Origin of the sequence: Cellvibrio sp. KY-GH-1, assembly GCF_008806975.1 — a bacterium.
In the GTDB taxonomy this organism is placed as follows: domain Bacteria; phylum Pseudomonadota; class Gammaproteobacteria; order Pseudomonadales; family Cellvibrionaceae; genus Cellvibrio.
In genome coordinates this window covers 4635314-4657536 of the sequence record NZ_CP031728.1, presented here as the reverse complement: position 1 = coordinate 4657536, position 22223 = coordinate 4635314, and the positions used below count along the sequence as shown (strand labels likewise).

The following is a 22223-nucleotide window of genomic DNA, read 5'->3' as shown; positions in this document are numbered from 1 at the left end:
ATTTGCGTCGAGGAAATCCAGGATGAATATTTTTGTCGAATCAGCAAAGCAGCAACGCTTCTCCATGCCCTTGCATGCATTGCGCGGCATCGCCGCACTCATTGTGCTGCTGTGCCATATACAAGCGCGAATTGACGAGGGTTTTCCGCAATTTTCTTTTACCCACGTTTTTAACGGCAGCGCGGCCGTTACGTTTTTCTTTGTGCTTAGTGGTCTGGTCGTTGGCGCATCGCTTGCAAAAAATGGGATTACCGCTAATTCAACACTGATCTACGCGCATCGCCGGGTATTCAGGATAATGCCACTAATGCTAGTCACCGTTACGCTTGGTGGACTCTATTTGCTCTATCTCGATCCGCATCTGGCCTTTTCTCTCAACCCCAAATCGTACGGCGATTTTAGTCTGGCTAAATTTGTCGCCGGTTATGTAGGCTACTCACTAAAAGCTAATCCCCCCACATGGTCCATCTTTGTGGAACTGGTTGCGTCAGCATTGATTCCGTTAATGATATTAAGTGGAAAAAGCATCCGGCTGATGGTGCTCACATTAATTACATGTATTGCGCTCTCGCTTCTGCCTTTTGAGTTTCAGCATTACTGGAATTTTTACATGATCAGTTTTTATTTGGGCCTCAGTGTGTTGTGGTGGGGCAAGCCAGCAGCATTGGCCATTGCGCACCTACCCACGAGCCTATTCTGGCTGCTGGTTGGTGGACTATTTACGGCATTTTATTTAGTGCGGCTAATGAGCGGGGCAGGATACGGCGACTTGTGGATTGTATATTGCGAAAGCATTCTGGTGGCGCTGTTGATCGCTATAATTTATTACTCACCGGCACGTTTTACTTTTCTCGCCAAACCGGTATTTAAATTTCTGGGCGACATATCCTACAGTCTATACCTCACTCATTCGCTGTTGCTGATTTTGCTGCTGAACGCGTGCGTATATTTGTTGGGCGCATCTACAGCTGGAGCGCTCGCCTTTGTAATCTCCAGCATTGTTATCAGCCTGGCAATTGCAATTCTGAGTTACCGCGAGATCGAACTTAAGGGGATGCAGTTAGGCGAAGAAATTCGTAAACAGAAGTCGGCGATTGAAAAATTATCTTGATAGCGCACAGCGCAATAAATCATTGCGCTGCTTTTATTTGTTCACGATTGTGCAACCACTGTTTCACCAACGGCAACAAACTGGGTCGCCATGAACGTGTTTGTACACCAAAATAATCGCGCACACGACGGCAACCGAGAATGGCGCTCAGAGGTTCATCGTCCGGTTCCTCGTCGATTAGCGATAAGCTGGGTTCCGCAGTGAGCAGTTGCTGTTGGATCAACAGCTGCAATAATTGCTCGGCAAACTCATCCTGTGTACAAGCATCACCGCTACAGTAATGCATCACGCCCCAATTTTCTGCACCACAACTAATTTGTTTGATCAATGCCACTGCCACTCGCGCCGCATCGGACAGAGCGGTCGGTGCCCCACGTAAACGCCGGTTTACACTCACCGATGCTCCGGCGAGATAGGCGCTTAGCAAACGGGTCAGCAAATTATCGCCGTAGGCACCAATCACCCAGCTCAAGCGCAGAATGATATGGCGAGGCAATTGGCCGAGAATTAATTCTTCTGCCTGCGCAAATGCTCGCCCGGAGTCATTAATTGGCGCGACTGTATCCTTTTCACTGTGGGTGCCCTTTGGATCAGCACCAAATACGCAATAGCTGGAAAAATGAATCAGCGGGACATTTGCCGATGCACAACTACTCGACAATGCACGAACTGTTTGGACCAGAGTCAGTTGACCGCCCGCATGAAAAGCTTCCTCCCAACCACGGCAGTTCAACACCAGATCCACTTTGTGCTGACTGAGATAGTTCGAGCAACTCACTGGATCAGACCAGTCCAATTCAGGACCTGGAGCCAGGACTTTAAATGGCTCGCGCTCAAGCTCGTGCTCAAGGGCCTTGCCCAGAGGGGAAATTACATCCGTTAACAACAAGGTAAATGACATGCTGATCGACTAACCCGTAAAATTTTTCTGCATATTAGCAGCAGAACCCGTTGCTGCGGTAAGGGCAATTAGCAGGAGAAACACTTATACTGCGGGCCCTTTGCCTGCCTGGCGATGCTGAATTCATCTTTGTGGATTACCGATTGACTATGACCCAAGCACCAACGACCGTTGTTTTCGACCTCGCCATTATCGGCGGAGGGGTCGCTGGGTTATGGCTCGCCAATCGCGCCAAAAGTGCCGGCTACTCAGTGGCCGTGTTTGAATCTGGAGATTTGGGTGGCGGCCAAACCCTGGCATCTCAGGGCATGATCCATGGGGGAATGAAATATACCCTCGCTGGCGCGCTCACTGGTGCATCCGAAGCGATCGCCGATATGCCGAGGCATTGGCGCGAATGCCTGTGCGGCGAGGGTGATGTGGACCTGCACCACACCCGAATACTCAGCGATCACTTTTTTATGTGGTCTGGAGATGACTTGGGCAGCAAGCTCACCAGCTTCCTTGCCAGCAAAATTACCCGTGGCCGCGTGGAGCCAGTGCACCCTGATCGCCGCCCGCCCCTGCTGCGCCACCCGCTCTTTAACGGCAGCCTCTATCGTCTGGAAGATCTCGTAATCGATGCGCACAGTCTGGTGGCCAACCTGGCCCATAACATTGAGGGCCACTGTTTCAAACTAGACTGGAGTCGAACCGAGTTACACCAAGATGCTGACGGGCAACTTTTTCTGGAGATAAAAAATCCGGACCAAGATCTACAGATCCGCGCGCAGCGTTTTATCTTTACAGCAGGTAAAGGCAACGCGGGGTTGCTCGCCAAAATCGGCAAATGCCAACCCGCTATGCAGCTGCGACCACTACAGCAGGTAATGGTCAAGCACCATCATCCTTTCGACTTTTACGGGCACTGTCTGGGCACAGACACCACCCCACGGTTGACCATCTCCAGCCATCGTCTGCCTGATGGCAGCCACGTATGGTACTTGGGCGGCAATTTGGCGGAAAAAGGGGCCACCATGGCCGCCGATGAATTGATCGCACTGGCCGAGCACGAGCTGCGCAACCTCATTCCCTGGATCAATCTACAGGGCTCTGCATGGGCGACTTTATCAATCGAGCGAGCAGAACCTTTGCAACCCGGATTAGCACGCCCCGATAACGCCTTTGCCGAGCGGGTCGCCGGTGCCAATCTGATGGTGGGTTGGCCCACCAAGCTCACCCTGGTACCCAATCTGGCCAACCAGATGCTGGAGTTTTTGCGCGAAGACGAAATTCATCCCTCCACCATCAAACCAGACTATCCAATGCTGCATAGCTACTTGCCTTATGCAGTAACAGGCAAAACACCTTGGGAAATCGCCTTCCCACCCAAGATGAGCGCAGAAGAAGCGCTTGCCTTGCGGTTTAAAGAATCCGACGAGAACGACGCATGATGCCGCGCAAGCGCCTGGGGCGCACAGACATAAGCATTAGTACTTTTGGCTTGGGCACCGTGAAATTTGGTCGCAACCAAAGCCTGAAATACCCCGGGACCTTTGAGTTGCCGAGCGATGAGCAGTTGCGCGATTTACTCGCCTGCGCGCGTGACTTTGGGGTCAACCTACTGGATACCGCGCCGGCTTATGGTTACAGCGAGGAACGAATTGGCGACCTGCTGAAAAAAGCGCGCAAGGATTGGATTATCTCCACCAAGGTCGGCGAAGAGTTTGTCGCCAACAAACATACTGGCGAAGGCCAATCCCACTTCGATTACGGCGCGAAGCACACCCGCTTGAGTATCGAGCGCTCCCTGCGCCGCCTGCGTACGGATTATCTGGATCTGGTACTGGTCCACTCGGATGGCAAGGATCTGCCGATCCTTACCCAAACACCGATCATTCAAACCTTGCAACAACTCAAGCAGGAGGGTTGGATTCGCGCCTTTGGTATCTCCAGCAAAACGCTTGAAGGCAGCCTTTTGGCAGCCGATCTGTGCGATGCCATCATGCTAGTCCACACCGCCGATTACCCGGACGAAGCTCCGGCGATTGCAAAATCTGCGCAACAAGATGTGGCAGTTTTGTTAAAAAAGGTTCTCGGCAGCGGACATATCTGCCATGATGCGCCACCCACTGGCGACCCGGTACAGGCCGCCCTGGATTTCGCCTATTCCCACCCGGGCGTTACCAGCGCCATTCTTGGCACCGTCAATTTGCAACATTTGCGCGATAACCTTATAAAAGCATTGCGCGCACAAAAGCTGGCGTGAGATTCTACAGAGTAAATTATGAGCAATTGGTTAGATGCCGTTTCCTGGAACAGCGACGGGCTGGTTCCGGCGATTGCCCAGGACGCCAAAACCGGTCGAATCCTGATGATGGCCTGGATGAACCGCGAATCGCTGCAACTCTCCGCAGAACGCGGCGAGGCGGTATATTGGTCGCGTTCGCGCAACAAGCTTTGGCACAAAGGCGAGACCTCCGGCCATATTCAGAAGCTGCATGAAATTCGCCTGGACTGCGACGAAGACGTTATTGTGTTGCAGGTTGAACAACTGGGGGGAATTGCGTGTCACACAGGGAGGGAGTCCTGTTTCTACCGGGTGCTAAAAGACGGCCAGTGGCACAGTGTCGACCCGGTACTCAAAGATCCTTCCGAGATTTATTAATCGATTTTACGCAGTAAGCAGATAGTTCATGAGCAACGATATTCTCAAGCAACTCACAGAAATCCTTGAAGCGCGCAAAAATAATGCAGACGCTGAAGGCTCCTACGTTGCCAGCCTGCACAAAAAAGGGCTCAATAAGATTTTGGAGAAAGTCGGTGAGGAATGCACCGAAACCATTCTGGCCGCCAAGGATGCCCAAGCCAGTGGCGACAATTCAGATTTGATCTACGAAACAGCTGATCTCTGGTTCCATAGCCTGGTTATGCTGTCTCACCTCGGCGAAAACGCCGATGCAGTATTGAATGAACTGGCGCGGCGCTTTAATGTATCTGGACACGATGAAAAAGCATCGCGCCCACAAGAATAATCATTTACGTCATTTTTTTGCGAGGAAATCATCATGGGTCTTGGCGGCATTAGTATTTGGCAATTACTGATCGTGTTGGCGATCGTGGTTATGTTGTTCGGCACCAAACGCCTGCGCACGCTGGGCAGTGATTTGGGCAGCATGATTAAGGGCTTCAAAAGCTCCATGAGCAACGAAGAAGCCGCAAAGGCCGAGGAAGAGCAAAAGAATCTGGAGCAACAGCAAAAAGCGGCAGCAACACAAACTACTGCCGAGAAAGTAGACCAAAACAACACTAAGGTTTAATCCGTGTTTGATATTGGTTTTACCGAGCTTCTGCTGTGCCTGGTCGTCGCTTTAGTGGTAATTGGCCCCGAGCAGCTACCCGGCACGGTACGCACCGTTGCTTTGTGGATAGGCCGGCTGAAGCGTAGCCTGGCGGAAACCCGTACCGAGATCGAGCGGCAAATTGGCGCAGATGATATTCGTCGCCAACTGCACAATGAAGAAATTCTGCGCAATATCGAGGAAACACGCCTGCAAATTGAGGCCAGCATTCGGGAACACACAGAACGCGCCGAACAGGAAAGCGCAGCCGCAGAACAGGCTCGCAGCGCCGCTGATTATGGCCCACCCGAGGAATTGCCCGACCATTCCCACGGTATTGAGCATGACACCAGCCACAACAGTGTCAGCCATGACAACTCCCATCCAGCCACAACCGGTGCTAATCAGCCGAGTAAACCAACTGCAGCAGTAACTGCGGCAGCCAATAGCGCGAGCCAGGTTGCAGCGCCGACGCAGAATAATAACCAACAACACCCGGCACCCGCGGCAGCCTCACCTACAGTGGCTCCTGCCGATGTGGCGCAGGTGCAAACGGATCCTAAAACAGGCTCCGGCCAACAGGCGGTATAGGTCAGTTAGAGCTTCATGAATCAGACAGTCCAAGACGATAAAGAACAACCCTTAGTGCAACACCTGATCGAGTTGCGCAATCGCTTGCTCTATGTGGTGTATTTTTTACTGGCCGTATTCTTGTGCCTGTTTCCATTTGCCACGGATATCTACGCGATTATCTCCGCGCCTCTACAAGCGGTGTTGCCTAAAGGCACCAGCATGATCGCCACCGATGTCATTTCACCCTTTTTAACACCGCTAAAGTTAACCTTTTACCTTTCGCTCTATATTGCAATCCCATTCATTCTGATTCAGATCTGGAGCTTTATCGCACCAGGCCTGTATAAGCATGAACGAGAGCTGGCTGCACCGCTGATGATATCCAGCGTGGTGCTATTTTTCGCCGGTATGGCATTTGCGTACTTCCTGGTCCTACCAATGCTCTTTGGTTTTACCATGGGTATCCAGTTGGAGGGTGTCGCGACTATGACCGACATCACCAAGTATCTGGATTTGGTGTTGCACATGTTCCTGGCTTTCGGGATTGCCTTTGAAATTCCGGTCGCCACCGTGTTGTTAATCCTCGCTGGCGTTGCCACTCCAGAGGGCTTGGCGGAAAAGCGTCGCTACATAGTGGTGGGATGCTTTGTGGTGGGAATGCTCTTAACACCACCCGATGTTTTCTCGCAAACTTTGCTCGCCGTACCCATGTGGATGCTGTTCGAATCCGGCTTGTTTTTTGGCAAGTTGATGAAACGACGCAGCTTGGAGCGACGCGAAGCGGAAGAGCAACACAACGAACAAGACGAAACAAAGTAAAAAAATTCGCCCAAACAAAAGGCCAGCAATTGCTGGCCTTTTGTTTTTCCGTCTTTGGGATTTTCGGCCAGTTTGTTCCAGACCGCCGTTTTAGCAGGCATTCATCCTGCCACTAAACCCGATTGGCAAAAGCCTCCGCCAGGGTTGCCTTGTGGGCTTCAAACTTCTGCCACCCCAACTCATGAAAGTAGAACGCAACTGTATTGACGGCCGGCTCAATTAGCGCCAGCGCACTACCCACTAAAATACTACCCGTTACCGCGTAACCAACCGTGAACGCAACGCTAAAATGTACTACCGCGAAAGTCGCTGTTTTGGCCATGATTAAATCCTCACCTGAGCTGGAATCTGGTAGCTGATCGGAGATCAGCAATGGAGTCATCATAAGCAGGCGATATTCATTATCAAAGAAAATTAAACAAACCAACCTGATAGCAATTACCTATGGCACTTTCTGCCAACGACTAAAGGGCACGGAGGACAGGTTTGAGTTGAAGTAACGCGCATCGCTGGTTACCTCCTCCCCGATCCAGGACGGAAAGGCAAACTGAGTGTCTTCAGCAGGCAGTTCAATCTCTGCGACTACCAGCCCTTGGTTTTCCCCAAGGAATTCATCCACCTCCCAAATAAAGCCTTCAAACAGAATTTTGCGGCGATATTTTTCAATGAGCGGCTGCTCACATAACCCAAGCAGGTCGCGCGCATCCCACAGCGGAATCGGGTACTCAAATTCCGCACGACTGGCCCCCGCAGACGTCCCTTTGATGGTTAGAAAAGCCTCCTCACCGGCAATGCGTACACGAACTGTGCGCTCTTTGGCGCGATTCAAATAACCTTGTGAGTAGTAGATTGCCGGGGCGTCGCGCCACGCATCGCCGGTAACCAGGAATTTGCGTTCAATTTCAATCGCCATGGGCTTTGTCCTTTGATCAGGATTAACAACAAAAGCGCAATTATCCAGTATCCCGGTGATCCACCACCACCGGATTTTGCAGTTGCTGTGTTGCTCGCAACCGAACTTGTCGCGACTGCAGTGCTGGCAGTTGAGGAAGATGAAATTATCACGACCGGTTCATCCGGTTTATCGGTAATAGTCACCTGCAATAAATTGGGTGCTCCTAAAGCCAAACCCTTGCGCGGGTTGAACAGACGCACAAAAAAGTGCTCGGAAAATTCGTCGTTGGGGCTGTCTGACGCGATTGGAATTTCAATCAATTTGTCGGCAACATCACCCTCGGCCCAATGAACACTCCCGCGCGCAGCGATATAATCCTCACCTTCACGCGCATTGCCTGCCTGGGTTTCATAAAAAATTTCTACCGCGCTCTTGCTGCCATCGCGCCGCTGCACAACGACCGTCACGGTTTCACCTTCTTTTGCACTAATACGCGCACTGGCAAATGCGGTGCGCCCCTGTTCGCTAGCGGTGTTATCGCGAATAACATACAAACCACTGTTGATGTCATTGACCAAAATATTGCCGCTGGGTAAAAACGGATATGTCCCCCAGGCACCATTAAACGACGCCGAATCAGTAATTGGATAGGTATCAAAAAAGCCCGCCTCTTTGGGCGTGCGTGGATCAGAAATATCCAGCACCACCAGACCGCGCTCGTAATTGGAAATATAATAGCGATTGCCGCGCGTATAACCGTTGTGATCTATCGCCGATGTCGGCCCGATATACTCCCCCGCCAATTCCGGCGCGCGCAAATTACTGATGGAAAAAAACCGCACGCGCGTGTTCAAACTATATCGCTGCTCATCCAACTCATCGTGCACGGAAATAAATTGCTTATCTTCTGTCCACCAACCGGAATGCACATAGGATACATATTGATATTGGGTGCGCGATAAATTTTCCGGTGTTGCGTTATTGGTTTTGTCCCACAATAAAATTTCATTTTCGTTGTAATCCAACAACAGATCGCAATCATTATTTTTATCGACGCACTGTTCACGGCGAGTATCGGTAATCCAGAGCGACGACACATCATGACTGTACCAGTTGCGCGAATTGAACGGATTTTTATAAACGGCTGCTGGGTTAATTGGATTTGCCAATGAATAGGAGTTAAAGGCACCGCCTTGTTTATCGCTACCCGCCACATGCATGTAAGCAGTTTTTCCGGTCAACGCGACGCCGGTTGAGTAATCCACGTTGCTGATATAAATATTGTGCGCGCTCGTATCAGTCGTTTCGCTCGCCGCCACCACCACATTTTTCGGCAACTGGTTTAAATCCAGAATCATGGTGCCAACACTCGCAGCGTCCGCTGTCACATAGGCATAGCTGCGCCAGCGACGCAAATTTGCATCAAAAAACTGGTAGGTTTTTAAATCGCGCCAGATGGTATTTTGGCTAGCAATAAAACTCACCACACGAGGGTTCAGCGGATCGGTCACCTCCACAATACTAACGCCATTGGTTAAGCCTACCAGTGCGTATTCACGGCCATCGTTTAAGTCGTAATGACCCCAAATATCATTGCCATGGGATGCACTATTGCCCAGGATCGACAAAGGCACATGCGCGAGCAGATCCAATTGATTGCAACTAAATTCACCGGCTTTTCCCTGCGCACAGGGCACATTGGTCTGGGCACTATTCATCGCCGCTAACTGCGATTGTTTGGCGTCGAGGTATTGCTGCTGTTCGCGATTAAGGCCTTTGGTGTCTGTGATAACCGTAAAACCTTTTTCCGCTAGTCCTTCGGCAAATTCCGGCGGCACCCCGATCAAAATGCTCTTGCCAATACTGGCCGATGTTTTCTGGAAAGTATTTTTTTGATGCCCGCCCGTCACCGGCACCGCGCTGGAGCTGAGATAAAAAATGGAATCGACATCAGTAATGTCATAGCGGCCTTCTGCCACGAGAATGCGGTCGCCCTTACCCGCCTGCTTGGCGGCATAGACAATGGTTTGGCAGGGCGATTCAGTTAAATCACAACGCCCTTCATCCTTACCTGTTTCCGCAACATAGCGAGCCTTGTCGTGCTCGGCATGGGCGAATACAGGCGCAGTCCAAATAGCATTAATACTTATAAAACCAATCCCTATTACCGAAACATAATCTATGCGCACGGCTTACGTCCTTCATTGTTAATCACGATGGAATTCAGACTAGGCGATAGCAGGAAGTAACTCAAGGAACCCGGTCATGCCCGGTAAGATAAAAGGGTAATGAAACGCCGTAAATAAAAAAGCCGCGCATAGCAATGCGCGGCACAAGCTTCAAAGTTACGAGGTTTAGAAAGTGTAATTAGCACCGATATAGAAAGTGCGGCCAAACCACTGCAGGGTACGCGTCAATTCTTCATTGAACATGTAGCTTCTATTGGGCTCGTTGGTCAGGTTGCTAATTGAAAAGATGACATCCACACCGTTATCAAATTTGTAAGCCGCCTGATAATCCAGCAGCGTTTCCGGGGCATAGATAATTGGCTGCAAATTGATATTGCGCGTCTCGCCCACAAACGAATCCTGATAAGTCGTCGAGAGACGCGTTTCAAATGAACCCAGGCTATAAAACAGCGTAAAATTCGCCGATTTTTCTACCAGGCCGGGGAACGGTAAATTGTTGCTGCCCTGCACGCTTTCCACCGGGTTTACCACACTGATTTCACTGTCAGTGAGCGAGTAAGCTGCACTCACCCCCAAGCCCTCCCAAATTCCGGGCAAGAAATTAAACGTTTGAGTGTAGGAAATTTCCAGTCCGCGAATAAATCCACCTTCGCGGTTGTTAATTGCCGTGGAGTAATCGCCATTTTGCACATCGGCTTCAACAATTAATCCACCCTCAACAACGTCCCAGCTATCCGGCACATCAAAGCCCGCTGCACGGAAATCAAAATTTTCGTAGGTAATATCCTGAATAAAGGATTTGATATCGCGATGATAAACCGCAATCACAAATGCGCCGTTGGTGTCTGGCATATAGTGTTCGTACGAAATATCAATTTGATCGGCAATAAATGGCGTTAAGAAGGGCGAGGTATTGCTGCCGAAATTGAAATAAGGAACATTACCTTCAATGGACACTGACCCTTCGGAATCCGGTGCAGCAAGGCGATTGATGGGCGGGCGCGATAGCACGCGCGCCAGTGCAATACGCAAATGATCGTCATCGGCCAGGGAGTAATTTAAATTGAGCGATGGCAAATTGTGATCGTATTTAGCACCCAGAGTTTGATACGCAAATTGCGACCTGCACTCGCCCGTTTCATCGCAAATTTCCATTGCGCCCTTACTTTCATCGCCATTCACGTTGACCAAAGCCACACTGGATTGGTCGGTACGCACATGGCGCACACCTATATTGCCTACTAAATCGCGATTAAATAATGTGGTGGAAAGATTGGCTTGCAGATAAAACGCCGATACATTTTCATCAATATTCGAACGCTGTTTCATCGACCAATCACGCCCTTCACCCCAACGTGCTGCAGGCTCAATCGAACGGGTGCTGGCAACGGGGTTGGGATTTTGTGCTGTGGCTGCAGGTACAGGACCTAACACCAAACCATCCGCATAGGCTTGCTGGATAATTTCGTCGCCGTCAATCGCGAGGAACGACGGAAAATTTTTAAACTCCCCTTTCCAATTCACGACATCGGAATTATCTGTCGTAATGGGTAAAGACCAATCGCTAGTGATGGTACCGGCCGCACCATCGCCGTAAACAAATACCTGGCGGCGGTCCTTGTGGTTACGCTCGGAATAACGCGCACCGGCTTCAATCGAATTAATGATGGGCAATTCCAATTCATATTTCACATCAAAGCGCGCCGCATCAATCACATCGTCATTAATTCGCGGATAGCGCTCGTAGTTGGTCATGCGTAAATTGCTGACGCCATTGCTGTCGTACCAGGTGTAATCACGGCTCAAATTCACGCTGGGGACATTGATGCCATCAAGCAAATAAGTCACCGATTGATCCGGGTCGCGTTCGAAAGGATCTGTCTTGGGCGCGGAGGCGGATTTGGGGCGATACAAGTGTGCACGCACCACACCATCCGCCTGCACACCGGAAGCATCGGAATGCGATAAGTCGAGCGACGCAGTGAGTTCATCCTGTTTCCATTTCAGGTTCAAACCACCGGATAAGAGTTCGTTGGTTTGGGTTACGTCGTTGCTATTAATTTGCAAGTTAAATGCAGTGGGGCTGGTATCGCTTACTTTAAATTCACCACCGACCACCGCGGCATTTTCCCACAGCACCAAATTGGTAATTTCCGCATTGCGCAGTGGCTGGATACGGAAACCGCGCGAGTAACTGTCGGACTCAAATTTGGAATAGAAAATATCCGATTGAATCGACAAATTTTCAGTAGGCTCAAATTGCAAGGAGCCAACATAACCATCGCGCGTCTCTTCACCACCGGTTTGAAACACTTCAAAACCTTCCGCCATAAATACGGCAGTAGGACGATTTGTTGTCGGCAGCAGATTAAAATTTTCATCCACTATGCTGATGTCGCTGGTGCCATCAGGATCGACAATGGCAAAGGGATTGGCTTCGTAATTGTATTGTTCAAACCGTGTCGCCGAGCGCGGCTGCACTAAACGCGCATACCCCAGGGAAACGCCCAACTTGTCGTCGAGCAATTTTTTCTGGAAGGAAATTGACAGCCGTTGCCCGTAAGGGTCAGCACCGTAGATATCATCTGCCTGATCGTTAAAGCTGCCGCGCACACCTATCACAACTTTTTGATCGTCCGCCATTTCCAGTGCATTCGCGGTTTTTAATTCCACCGAACCCGCCACTCCACCTTCAATCAGCGACGCCTTGGGAGACATATAGACTTCCACCGATTGAATTAACTCGGAGGGAAACTGGCTGAACTCCATGGCGCGAGTACCGTTGGGCGATACCTGCTCGCGGCCGTTCAGGGTAGAAAACACAAAGCCTTCACCCATACCGCGCACTTGAATGGTACCCGCCTGACCGCCAGAGCGAGTCACGGTAATACCGGGCACACGGCCCAGGGCATCGGCGATGGAAACATCGGGCAATCCACCCAGATCAGCCGCGGAAATTGCCTGCACCACCGTATCGGCATTGCGTTTGGTTTCAATGGCGTTTTGCAGAGAGCGGGCATAGCCGGTCACCATTACTTCTTCGACCTGCACATCTTTCGCTGAATCGTCGTCAGTTTGGGCTTGCTGCGCCGTCAGGTTTAATGACCAGGGCGCAAGGGTCAGGGTTGAAACAATCAGCGCCAGGGGCTTTACCGGGAATTTTTTCATTTTTCTCATCTCTTCTTGTCCGTTAGCTATCGCATAGGGCTCCCGCGCAGCAGGCGGGAGCCAGCTCTGGGTTAGTCAGCCGCTACCACCGTGAGGGTGATGGCTCCGGGGCTGGTGGTATCCACCGTAAAGCGATAGTTCCCGGCACTGGCAATGGTGATTGAGAGGTTGTCGTTAGAGCCCTGAATCAATTCCCCCGGCTCGCCAAGAACTACCGCCGAGCCGCCGAGGTTGGGATTACTCCAATTGGCTTCAGCCACTTTGAACTGGTAGGTTCCCGCCGCCATGCTGACGGTAATGGCGTAGAGGCCCTTGCCCTGATAAACGAGATTGTTGGTTGCATTAGTGTCACCCCAACCTGCCGAGGTCACTTCGCCACGCAAGTAAATCGGCGTTGCAGCAAACAGGTCCTCACGGTAAACCTTGATGGTTGGCGCATCGGGGTTGCGTGCATCCACTTCAAAGCGATAGGTCGCCGCCGCCGTAACGGTAAAGTTAATATTGCTATTACTGCCCTGCTCCAGCGTGATTGACTCACCCAGAACCACACTCGCACCGGCCCCCATATTCACCGTGCTCCAATCGCTGGAAGCCACTTTGAACATGTAATCCCCTGCGGTCATCGCAACGCTAATTGCATAAACGCTGTTGCCCTCGTAGGCCAGCAGGTTGCCAGCATTGGCATCCCACCCGGTCGCCGTCACAGTGCCGCGCAGGTACACGGGTGTGCCTTTCCAGGTTTCCGGGTCGGTCACACGCAGGGTCGGCGCCGTGGTGCTGGACGACGCGTCCAGCTCGAAGCGGTATTGACCCGTAGTCGCTACAGTGATGGTGATGTTGTCGTTACTGCCTTGGGTCAGGGTGATGGAACCACCCACAGTGATGGTTTGATTGGAGCCCAGGTTTGGATTGCTCCAATTGGATTCAGCCACCTTGAAGTTATGGGTGCCGGCAGTCACCGTCAGCAACGCGGTGTAGATGCCATCGCCTTCATAGGTCATGCGGTTCGCCGCTGTCGCATCCCAACCGGCAGCAGAGACATCGCCGCGCACGTAGAGCGCTGTATCGCCATAGGGCACAGCGGTACTGGAACCTATAGTCGCCTTGGCCGATAAGCCCTCGCCTTGTGCGCCGCTTTGCGGTTTCACAAATACGGCTGTGGTGTAAGCGGGCACACTGAAAGTGCCGCCACCATCCTCTGCGGCGAAGCTGGCGGTGCGCACCACGGAATCCGCCGAATTTAGCTGGGTGCTGTGCAGCACAAAACCGCTGGCAGTTTTCACCATGGCATTTTGTGCCGAGGCCGTGCCGTTGATAACCACGACGACGGCATTAACCGTTGGATCAAGGTCGGCACGGGCAGTCGAGGTGCCGTCCACCATTCCCATACCATCATCGATACTCATCACAATCAAACCAGCCACTTGCGATTTACCGCCATCGTGAAAACCCACCCGATCCATCACCTCGGTCGCGGTTTGCAAACTGAACAGCGGGCTGCCAGAGGCAATTGACAGGAACTCGTCAAACACCGCCGATGCCTGGGCGATATGGTTAGCGGTTGGTTTGGTATTCGGGTTCGCAAACAGGGCAGTTACCAATGGATCAGTCACACCATCACGCAACTCAGGCGGCAAACCCACTGCCCAATTGTTGGATTGTTTGGTGAAATCGACAGCGTTAAACCAATCACCGGCGTTATAGCTGTTGGGCGACATGGATTTGGAACGCAGCAGGTCGTTACCCATATGGATGAAAGGCACACCCTGGCTGAGCAAAGGAATGGAACTGGTCAGGCTGCTGATACGTACGCGATTGGCGATGCTGGTAGCCTCGGGAATTGCCCCAGGCCGGTGAATCCAATCCCACAGGGTTTCGTTATCGTGCTTGTCCACATAGTTAATCGCCTCTTGCGGGTCCAGGTTGTAGGCGCCCACAGTTTCAGCGTTAATCACCGCACCGGATTTGGTTTTAAGTTTGAACGCACTTAAGTTGCCCGCCAGGCCCGCACGAATCGCATCCACATTCTCACCGCGAATCAGCGCCATACGCTGTAGCGGATTGCGGATGCGATCATTGAAAGTTCCTATACCGGTACCCGCCAACGCCGCCTGTGTCGAACGCTCAACAATACGATCCCCCGAGGTGCCGCCCGCTGGAGTCCAGGCTTCCGCGTAGAAATAGTTATCCGCATCCACCGCTTTCACCGCGTTGTAGGCATCCACCAACACTGACTTGGGCATATAGCCGGATTGGTCAAAGCGGAACCCATCCACCTTGTATTGCTGCGCCCACTGCACGACTGAATCAGCAACAAACTTGCCCATCATGCGATGTTCAGTGGCCGTATCCGGGCCGGCGAAGGTACCGGTTTCCGGCTCGCCGGTAGCCGGGTTAGCGCGATAGTAATAACCGGGCACGACTTTATCGAAGACCGAATTAGCTGCCTCAGAACCGGATGAAATCGTGTGCGGGTAAACCACATCCATCACTACCCGCAAACCCAGTTGATGCAAAGCCATATTCATTTCGCGCATTTCTTTTACGCGTGTTACACCTTGCGGATTGGTGGCATAACTGCCTTCGGGCGCGTTGAAATGTTGTGGATCGTAACCCCAGTTAAATCCATCCAAATCAGCAATAGCCGCCGTTAACGAACGCGCCTTATCGGATTGCGGATCAAAACCCTGCAACACACTGCGTATTGTTGCCCCGTTGCTTACCGAACCATCGCACACGCTCACCGAATTTTTATTGGCGACCTTCGCACACAATTCAAAAATAAAACTATCGAGGTTCACTTGTGTCGTTGCATCTTCATTTATCGACGAACTGTCGTTACTCGGCAATAAATGGATATGTGTTAAACCGGCATCCACTAACGAACGCAAATGTTCAACCGGCGCCGTATTGGTTTGCGCAAAGGCGAGATATTTGCCACGGAACGCCGTCGGAGTGCTCTGATCATTGATACTAAAATCGCGCACATGCCCTTCGTAAATGGTTGCCGCTTCCGGTGCAGCCACTGTGGGCACGGCGTGATTATCCCAACCGGCCGGTTTTACATCTGCATCATTTAAATTTACAAATTGCGAATGGCGACCATTCGTCGACAGAGAAACAGAGTAAGGGTCTGTGACTTCCAAACGTTGAACGGCTTTGTCGCGCGCGCTATAAGCCGTGACACGGAAGCGATAATATTTTCGATCCAATTCTGACGCAGTGCCTTTGTAACTCCAGATACCGGAATTCGCATCCCACTGCATTTCCTTAGTGTCTGCTACCCGCAAAGGCTCACCGTCATAAATACGCAACTCCATTTTTTGCGCACTGGGTGCCCACACCGAAACGCCTACGCCATTGCTGTAATCGACACCCAGTTTTGCTTCGTCCGCATCGCTGGCATTGTTGGTGTAAAGCGCATCCAGAACATGGGGAATTTGAATGCGCGTTGCGCGCCCGCGTTCAACCGTGACCGTTGCACCGGCATCATTTTCTTCCACCGAATCGTAACGACCGAGAATTAACAACTCATCTTTCAATGCCGATTTAATCGTGTCGGTAGAAACGGAAGATGGCAAATCATAGGCGAGGTAATTGGACAAGTGCGGTACCAGCGCTTGCTCTTCCGCTGTCATTGGGCGCGCCGCCGCCAAGGATGCCAACAACTGACCACCTTGCAGGCTGCCATCTTTCGCCGCACTCATGCCACCTGCGGTTGAGCGATACAACTCCACTTTTTTATTGGCGGCAAATGCGCGGTTCCAAATAATGGTGCGCGGGCTAATCCAGTGCGCTTCCACATCGGTAATTGTCAACAATGGACGGTCAAGTGAGCACACATCGTTAATACAAATTGGAATGGTACTGGTGCGACTATTGCGCATGTTGTCGGTATTCACAATCACCCAGGCCATGCGATCAAACTCACCGCCATCGCGCTTGATACTCACCTGCAAGTCACCGGTTTGCGCAGCACCGCCCGGTGTTTTGATAATGAAATTACCGCAGGTTCCCAACTGACTGGTGGGGATGACAAAGAACGCACCGTAGTAAGGATCGTGCCGCTCTCCGGCTGCACCAGAATCTTTACTGGTTACGCCCGGGCCATTAGGCCAGGTGGTGGGAATAGTGTAAGTGGCACCGGTTCTGTCGGTGGCAGATGCCCCCCATCCATTGCCACAATCCTGCCACAAGTGGAGGTTGTAACCGGCAAAAGCGCTTAGCTTGTCGGTAGTGTCCAGGTTTACATAAATCACAACTTCATTCGGACCAGGTTTTCTTTCCGGTGTAGGAAAATCCGGCACCACGCACTCGGAACCATTGCGCACTTGCCCATCCGGGCAGGCAGGTAATTCAAACGGCGGACGCGGATCACCGCAGGTGCCATTATCTAAAATGACTTGCGGATCGCGACAGGTGGTCAATTCAGGCTTGGCGTTATCAGTGCCGCTACCGCCGCCGCATCCTGCAAGCGCGAAGATCGCAAACAGCAGCGGAATTGCGCTGTGCAAAATCCGCAGGGTTTTATTTCGCGAGCTAAGGTTCATGTTCTTTCTCCCGGATAATTATTTTTTACAAAAAAAAATGAAAACAGAATTCCGCCAAGCCATATACCCACACCGAATGAGCCAATTATTTTTTAATGCACAAATACAAAGGTGTTGGGATTCAAATGATCACTACCGGAAGCGGCGCCAAATTAGCCAGAATTTTCCCGGCGATGCTTGATGTTATAGCTATTAAAAACGATAAATTGAATGATCAAAGCTTAGTCTAAGTTTGTAAAAATCCACGCGCAAACTACATACGTATGCAAAAAAACGGCAGATAAAACAACAGGCATTGCATACGTATGCAACGGGAGAAAGGTAGGAAAAAGTAACACTTTTATAGATGAGAAAAAATTAACGCCAACTTGTTAATTCAGTTAGCAATATCAAAATATCTGGTAATGAAAAAACATTACCAGATATATACTTAGAGGCATTTAATATTTGAGGAGTAAAACCTGCGATTCCAGTGGCGCCAATGTTAATCTCACGCTGGCGTGTTGATTTTTAACATCCAACACAACAGGTTTATTGCCCTCACCCAGATGAGGAATTAACGAATAACCACCATGGGAGAGTTGCCATTGCTGAACTAATGACGTCGGTAACTGCAAGGAAAATTCGCGCGCTTCAGTGTCACTGAAATTACTCACCACCAACCAGCGTTGGTGAGAGTCCCAACGCGCGAACGCAAACACCTTGCCGTCATAGCCCGAGGTTTGGGTACGATTAACGCTGTGTAGTTCCTGATAATTTCCGTTAAAGCCGGATTCTCTTACCGATAAATTTAATAATTGGCGATAAAACTCGCGCAGATTTTTTTCTGCAGGCGTGGACTGACCACCATCGAATTTTCCGCCATTCATAAAGCGCTGGTGCGCAGGCACGCCGGCGTAATCAAAAATGCTGGTGCGCGATGGGTCGCCAAAACCGGAATCCAGTGCCCCCGCCTCACCTACTTCCTGACCGAAATATACCATGGTGGGTGAGCGACTGATTAATGTTGAAACCACCATCGCCGGTTTGGCTTTTTCCGCGCTGCCAGCAAATTCCGGGCTGGCAATACGTTGCTCATCGTGGTTCTCCAAAAAGTGCAGCATATGGCTTTCAATATCATTCATGCCGGCTTGCACGGTGGCGATCACATCCGTTTCGGCTTTACCCTGCATAATCGCTTTCAGGCCGTCATACATTTCTACTTTGTCGTAAAGATAATCCATCTTCCCAAGCCGCAAGTAATTGCGATACTCCGCCGGGTTGTAAACTTCCGCTAATAAAAACGCGTCGGGATTTTTATGTTTGATGGAGGAGTTTAAATAACTCCAGAATTCCACTGGAACCATTTCCGCCATATCGAAACGGAAACCATCGACACCCTTTGCTAACCAGTATTCTGCAATTTGTCGAAATTTAATCCAGGAATCAGGCACGGATTTCCCTTGCCAAAATTCATAATGCTTTTGCACCGATTGCTGTGCAAAACCAGCAGGTAATTCCGGAAAATCCTTGCTACCATCAGGGCGAACACCGTAATTTATTTTTACTGTTTCATACCAGTCATCAAACTTCGGCTGCGCCAAGCGAGAGCCATTACCCGTCCACTTCGCCGGCTTTTCATCAAACTTTCCATCGCTAAGGGGATGAACTTCACCACCGAGCGGGCGATAATTTTTTTGCGCGTTCCCGGTATTAAAATCGGGCACCTTAAAGTGTTCACCCACCACATAATAAAAATTATTGTTGCGTGCATACTCAACCGACTTGTTATCCTCCGCTCCAAAGTCCTCAATACCCGCCGGTTTACTCAGCGAGTGATAAGCACGGGCAACATGGTTAGGCACTATATCGATAATGACCTTCATCCCCTGCGCATGGGTGCGCGCAATTAGTGCTTCAAATTCTTGCAGGCGGTTGGCCGGGTTTACCGCCAAATCCGGATTTACGTTGTAATAATCTTTTACCGCATAGGGTGAACCCGCGCGGCCTTTCACTACATCCGGGTCGTCATTGCTAATGCCATAAGCGGTGTAACCGCGAATCACTGCATGGTGCGGCACACCGGTATACCACACATGAGTTACGCCCAATTCTTTAATAGATTTCAACGCAACCGCATCGATATCATTAAATTTCCCCACCCCATTTTGCTCAATCGTCCCCCAGGATTTATTAGTGGTATTTTTATTGCCGTATAAGCGGGTGAAAATTTGGTAGACCACGGGTTTAGCCTGCACACTCGCCCCCTGGGTAGCCGCCACTGGCTGCGCGCTAACAGAATTTGAATTTTTATTTGAGGTGCAGGCAGCGACTAATGAACAAACCAATAGCGTACTGCCAATCAGTATTTTTCTTTTCATAGAATTTTTCCTGGAAAAAAGCCACGGCATGCCTCAATGCTGCTTAAATCCCTCCCAACCTCGCTTGGCTACGCGCCCCGCTCAAAGGGAGGGGGCAATACTCCCCTCTTTAAACGGGGCGCGTAGCCAGAGGGGCCGGGGGAGATTAATCAAGGCAGCGCTTTAAGATGAATAGCGACACCGCCGCTGGTGCCCAGCTTGAATTTCAAATTATCACTGGCGGTAACGATTTTCGTTTCAATCACCAGGTCATAGGGATTGGTTTTCCATTCAGCTTTGTCGCCATCGCGATAAATTTGCGCTTCGTAGCGCTTGCCGGCTTTAAGGAAATTTAAGGGGATATTTACGTTGCGTGCAGACTCATCAGTAATGGCGCCCACAAACCAATCTTCACTATTACGCTGCTGGCGCGCGATGATCGCGTAATCGCCTACTTCGCCGCCAATCGCTTTAGAGACTTCCCAATCGGTGGGTATATCACGAATAAATTGAAACGCGGGCTTGAGGGTTTTTCCATCTTTCTCGTAATAATTTTCAATTAAATCAGCCGCCATTTGAATTGGACTGTAGATAATCACGTAGAGCGCCAATTCTTTTGCAAGTGTGGATTGCACGCGGTTTTCCGCATCCAATCCATAGGGCGCGAGATTAAAAATACCCGGCGTATAATCCATAGGCCCGGCGAGCATGCGAGTAAAGGGCAACATGACGGTGTGTTCGGGCGGATTCGGTGGTGAACCCCACGCGTTGTATTCCTGGCCACGTGCACCTTCGCGCGCAATCCAGTTGGGATAGGTGCGACGTAAACCGGTATCTTTAATAGGTTCATGGGTATTAATGCTGATGTGTCGCTCGGCGGCTTTAGTGACCGAGCGCAGGTACTCGCCAATCATAAACTGGCCATCGTGCCACTCGTTGCGCGCAATGCCATTTTCATCGATGCGCTCGGCCTTGCCACCATCGGCAACGTAACCAGTTTTTACTTGTGTCACTCCGTATTTTTTATACAGGTCAAACGCATCATCCATTTGAATCTTGTAATTGGTCACTGCACCGGACGTTTCGTGATGACCAATCAAACGTACCCCTTTGCTTAAACCGTAACGGGTGATTTCAGCGATATCAAAATCTTTATGGGGTTTGGTAAAACTGAAAATATCACCGTTGTTGTACCAATCACCGTCCCAGCCTTCATTCCACCCCTCTACCAATACACCATCAAATCCATATTGCGCTGCAAAATCCATATAGTGTTTGGTATTTGCAGTGGTTGCGCCATGTTTTTCCCCCGAGCCCCAGGTGTTGGTGCCCACATGCATACCCCACCAGATGCCAACATATTTTCCCGGTTTTACCCAACTGACATCGCCCAACTTATTTGGCTCGTTTAAATTCAAAATCAAACTGGAGTTAATTAAACCCGCCGCATTGTCGGCAATTTGAATGGTCCGCCAGGAAGATTTAAAACCCAATTGTGTCTTTACTTTTACGCCGTCAGACCAGGGCGTTAAATCGGCCTTGAGCACACCGTCGCGCTGCTGATCCAATACCATGGCGGCATAATCCGTCAGCGCCGCCTCATGAATACTCAGGTGCACACCCGAGGGCAATTTAAAAGTCATCGGCGTGTGCGCGCGATCCATGGCTTTAAGTGGAGTGGTGTTATACAAAAACTCGTACCGATTCCAGGCGCGACCAGGAATCCACCAAGCGATGGTTTTATCGGGTGCAGGAATAATAAATTCTGTTTTCTCATCGATAATTTCTATCTTGTTATCTTTGCGCGGCGCCAGCTTTTTTTGCTGCGGAACTTCGTAGCGAAACCCCAAACCATCATCGAATAAACGCACACGCAATTGCATGGTTTTTTTGGTGTTATTCACCCCGGTAAAAGTCACCAACAATTCATTGTGATGATCGCGCATTAAGCGCTGCTCGCCCCAGGGTTGTTCCCAGGTGCTGTCGCTGCTCGCGGTAGCGCTGTCGGCAATTTTTAAATCCCGCACAAAGCCATCCACGTCTTTGAATTCCAGCCCCAGGCGTGAAGGCTGAATCACTTCCTGCCCCCGATAACTCACTGAATAAGTGGGAACACCTTTATCGTCAGTGAGGGTAAATTTAATGTTTCCATCGGGCGAGCGTTGGGTAAGGCTCGCGGCATAAAGTGGTACGCTGCCAAACAGAGGGATAAGCGCTAACGAAAATGCAAGGCGCAGGTTGATAGGGAATTTAATTGGCGATCTATTCATTGTTATTGGTTCTCTCATTGGTTCATTGGCGGCTTGGTTCTCAACTGTTTGGCTATAACCATAGCCTATTTATTTGGCGCCAGTGGTG

16 protein-coding genes are annotated in these 22223 nt (G+C 50.6%); 8 read left to right on the top strand and 8 right to left on the bottom strand.

All coding sequences use genetic code 11. The features are described 5' to 3' along the window. Positions 1–22: 22 nt before the first annotated feature. Complete coding sequence (locus D0C16_RS19675; protein WP_151033914.1) at positions 23–1111, top strand: acyltransferase; 1089 nt, start codon at positions 23–25, stop codon at positions 1109–1111. Between the two features lie 19 nt (positions 1112–1130). Here the strand turns inward: D0C16_RS19675 and D0C16_RS19670 are convergent, their stop codons facing one another. Beyond that, positions 1131–2012, bottom strand: coding sequence for a sugar nucleotide-binding protein (locus D0C16_RS19670; protein WP_151033913.1), 882 nt, complete (start codon positions 2010–2012; stop codon positions 1131–1133). Positions 2013–2161: 149 nt separating this feature from the next. On the opposite strand from D0C16_RS19670, the gene D0C16_RS19665 reads away from it, so the two are divergent. Genes D0C16_RS19665 through tatC form a run of 7 tightly spaced genes read left to right on the top strand, consistent with a single transcriptional unit; the run spans position 2162 to position 6724 of the window. After that, the gene (locus D0C16_RS19665) at positions 2162–3445 is read left to right on the top strand and encodes an FAD-binding oxidoreductase (protein ID WP_151035023.1); all 1284 of its coding nucleotides are present in this window, start codon (positions 2162–2164) and stop codon (positions 3443–3445) included. Beyond that, on the top strand, positions 3442–4260 hold the full coding sequence (locus tag D0C16_RS19660) for an aldo/keto reductase (RefSeq protein WP_151033912.1): 819 nt from the start codon (positions 3442–3444) through the stop codon (positions 4258–4260). The genes D0C16_RS19665 and D0C16_RS19660 overlap by 4 nt, the downstream gene beginning before the upstream one ends. An 18-nt stretch (positions 4261–4278) precedes the next feature. After that, positions 4279–4659 (top strand): phosphoribosyl-AMP cyclohydrolase, encoded by a 381-nt coding sequence (hisI, locus tag D0C16_RS19655; protein ID WP_151033911.1) that lies wholly within the window; start codon positions 4279–4281, stop codon positions 4657–4659. Between the two features lie 28 nt (positions 4660–4687). Then, the gene (locus tag D0C16_RS19650; RefSeq protein WP_151033910.1) at positions 4688–5026 is read left to right on the top strand and encodes a phosphoribosyl-ATP diphosphatase; all 339 of its coding nucleotides are present in this window, start codon (positions 4688–4690) and stop codon (positions 5024–5026) included. A gap of 33 nt (positions 5027–5059) precedes the next feature. Continuing rightward, positions 5060–5311 carry a twin-arginine translocase TatA/TatE family subunit gene (gene tatA, locus D0C16_RS19645; protein WP_151033909.1) on the top strand — a complete coding sequence of 84 codons (252 nt, stop codon included), beginning with the start codon at positions 5060–5062 and terminating at the stop codon, positions 5309–5311. A 3-nt stretch (positions 5312–5314) separates the two neighbouring features. After that, entirely contained in the window at positions 5315–5923 is a 609-nt protein-coding gene (gene tatB, locus D0C16_RS19640) for a Sec-independent protein translocase protein TatB (protein ID WP_151033908.1), read from the top strand. 15 nt (positions 5924–5938) lie between these two features. Then, positions 5939–6724 carry a twin-arginine translocase subunit TatC gene (tatC, locus tag D0C16_RS19635; RefSeq protein ID WP_151033907.1) on the top strand — a complete coding sequence of 262 codons (786 nt, stop codon included), beginning with the start codon at positions 5939–5941 and terminating at the stop codon, positions 6722–6724. 112 nt (positions 6725–6836) lie between these two features. On the opposite strand, the gene D0C16_RS19630 is transcribed toward tatC, so the two are convergent. From D0C16_RS19630 to D0C16_RS19600, 7 genes are all read right to left on the bottom strand, one after another. Continuing rightward, positions 6837–7109, bottom strand: coding sequence for a DUF2061 domain-containing protein (locus D0C16_RS19630; RefSeq protein ID WP_225318768.1), 273 nt, complete (start codon positions 7107–7109; stop codon positions 6837–6839). A gap of 57 nt (positions 7110–7166) precedes the next feature. Continuing rightward, positions 7167–7637 (bottom strand): CYTH domain-containing protein, encoded by a 471-nt coding sequence (locus D0C16_RS19625; protein ID WP_151033906.1) that lies wholly within the window; start codon positions 7635–7637, stop codon positions 7167–7169. Beyond that, the gene (locus D0C16_RS19620) at positions 7550–9808 is read right to left on the bottom strand and encodes a choice-of-anchor B family protein (protein WP_151033905.1); all 2259 of its coding nucleotides are present in this window, start codon (positions 9806–9808) and stop codon (positions 7550–7552) included. The genes D0C16_RS19625 and D0C16_RS19620 overlap by 88 nt, the downstream gene beginning before the upstream one ends. A 165-nt stretch (positions 9809–9973) precedes the next feature. Continuing rightward, complete coding sequence (locus D0C16_RS19615; protein WP_151033904.1) at positions 9974–12976, bottom strand: TonB-dependent receptor; 3003 nt, start codon at positions 12974–12976, stop codon at positions 9974–9976. Positions 12977–13047: 71 nt separating this feature from the next. Beyond that, complete coding sequence (locus D0C16_RS19610; protein ID WP_191968559.1) at positions 13048–17526, bottom strand: alpha-1,6-glucosidase domain-containing protein; 4479 nt, start codon at positions 17524–17526, stop codon at positions 13048–13050. Positions 17527–17966: 440 nt separating this feature from the next. Continuing rightward, positions 17967–19886: an alpha-amylase family glycosyl hydrolase gene (locus D0C16_RS19605; RefSeq protein WP_151033903.1), complete on the bottom strand. Its 1920-nt coding sequence runs from the start codon at positions 19884–19886 to the stop codon at positions 17967–17969. Between the two features lie 149 nt (positions 19887–20035). After that, entirely contained in the window at positions 20036–22135 is a 2100-nt protein-coding gene (locus D0C16_RS19600) for a glycoside hydrolase family 97 protein (protein ID WP_225318767.1), read from the bottom strand. Positions 22136–22223: the final 88 nt, after the last annotated feature.

Coding starts and splice junctions, on each gene's coding strand:
- D0C16_RS19675 (WP_151033914.1), top strand. CDS start 23: ATGAATATTTTTGTCGAATCAGCAAAGCAGCAACGCTTCTCCATGCCC.
- D0C16_RS19670 (WP_151033913.1), bottom strand. CDS start 2,012: ATGTCATTTACCTTGTTGTTAACGGATGTAATTTCCCCTCTGGGCAAG.
- D0C16_RS19665 (WP_151035023.1), top strand. CDS start 2,162: ATGACCCAAGCACCAACGACCGTTGTTTTCGACCTCGCCATTATCGGC.
- D0C16_RS19660 (WP_151033912.1), top strand. CDS start 3,442: ATGATGCCGCGCAAGCGCCTGGGGCGCACAGACATAAGCATTAGTACT.
- hisI (WP_151033911.1), top strand. CDS start 4,279: ATGAGCAATTGGTTAGATGCCGTTTCCTGGAACAGCGACGGGCTGGTT.
- D0C16_RS19650 (WP_151033910.1), top strand. CDS start 4,688: ATGAGCAACGATATTCTCAAGCAACTCACAGAAATCCTTGAAGCGCGC.
- tatA (WP_151033909.1), top strand. CDS start 5,060: ATGGGTCTTGGCGGCATTAGTATTTGGCAATTACTGATCGTGTTGGCG.
- tatC (WP_151033907.1), top strand. CDS start 5,939: ATGAATCAGACAGTCCAAGACGATAAAGAACAACCCTTAGTGCAACAC.
- D0C16_RS19630 (WP_225318768.1), bottom strand. CDS start 7,109: ATGATGACTCCATTGCTGATCTCCGATCAGCTACCAGATTCCAGCTCA.
- D0C16_RS19625 (WP_151033906.1), bottom strand. CDS start 7,637: ATGGCGATTGAAATTGAACGCAAATTCCTGGTTACCGGCGATGCGTGG.
- D0C16_RS19615 (WP_151033904.1), bottom strand. CDS start 12,976: ATGAAAAAATTCCCGGTAAAGCCCCTGGCGCTGATTGTTTCAACCCTG.
- D0C16_RS19610 (WP_191968559.1), bottom strand. CDS start 17,526: ATGAACCTTAGCTCGCGAAATAAAACCCTGCGGATTTTGCACAGCGCA.
- D0C16_RS19605 (WP_151033903.1), bottom strand. CDS start 19,886: ATGAAAAGAAAAATACTGATTGGCAGTACGCTATTGGTTTGTTCATTA.
- D0C16_RS19600 (WP_225318767.1), bottom strand. CDS start 22,135: ATGAATAGATCGCCAATTAAATTCCCTATCAACCTGCGCCTTGCATTT.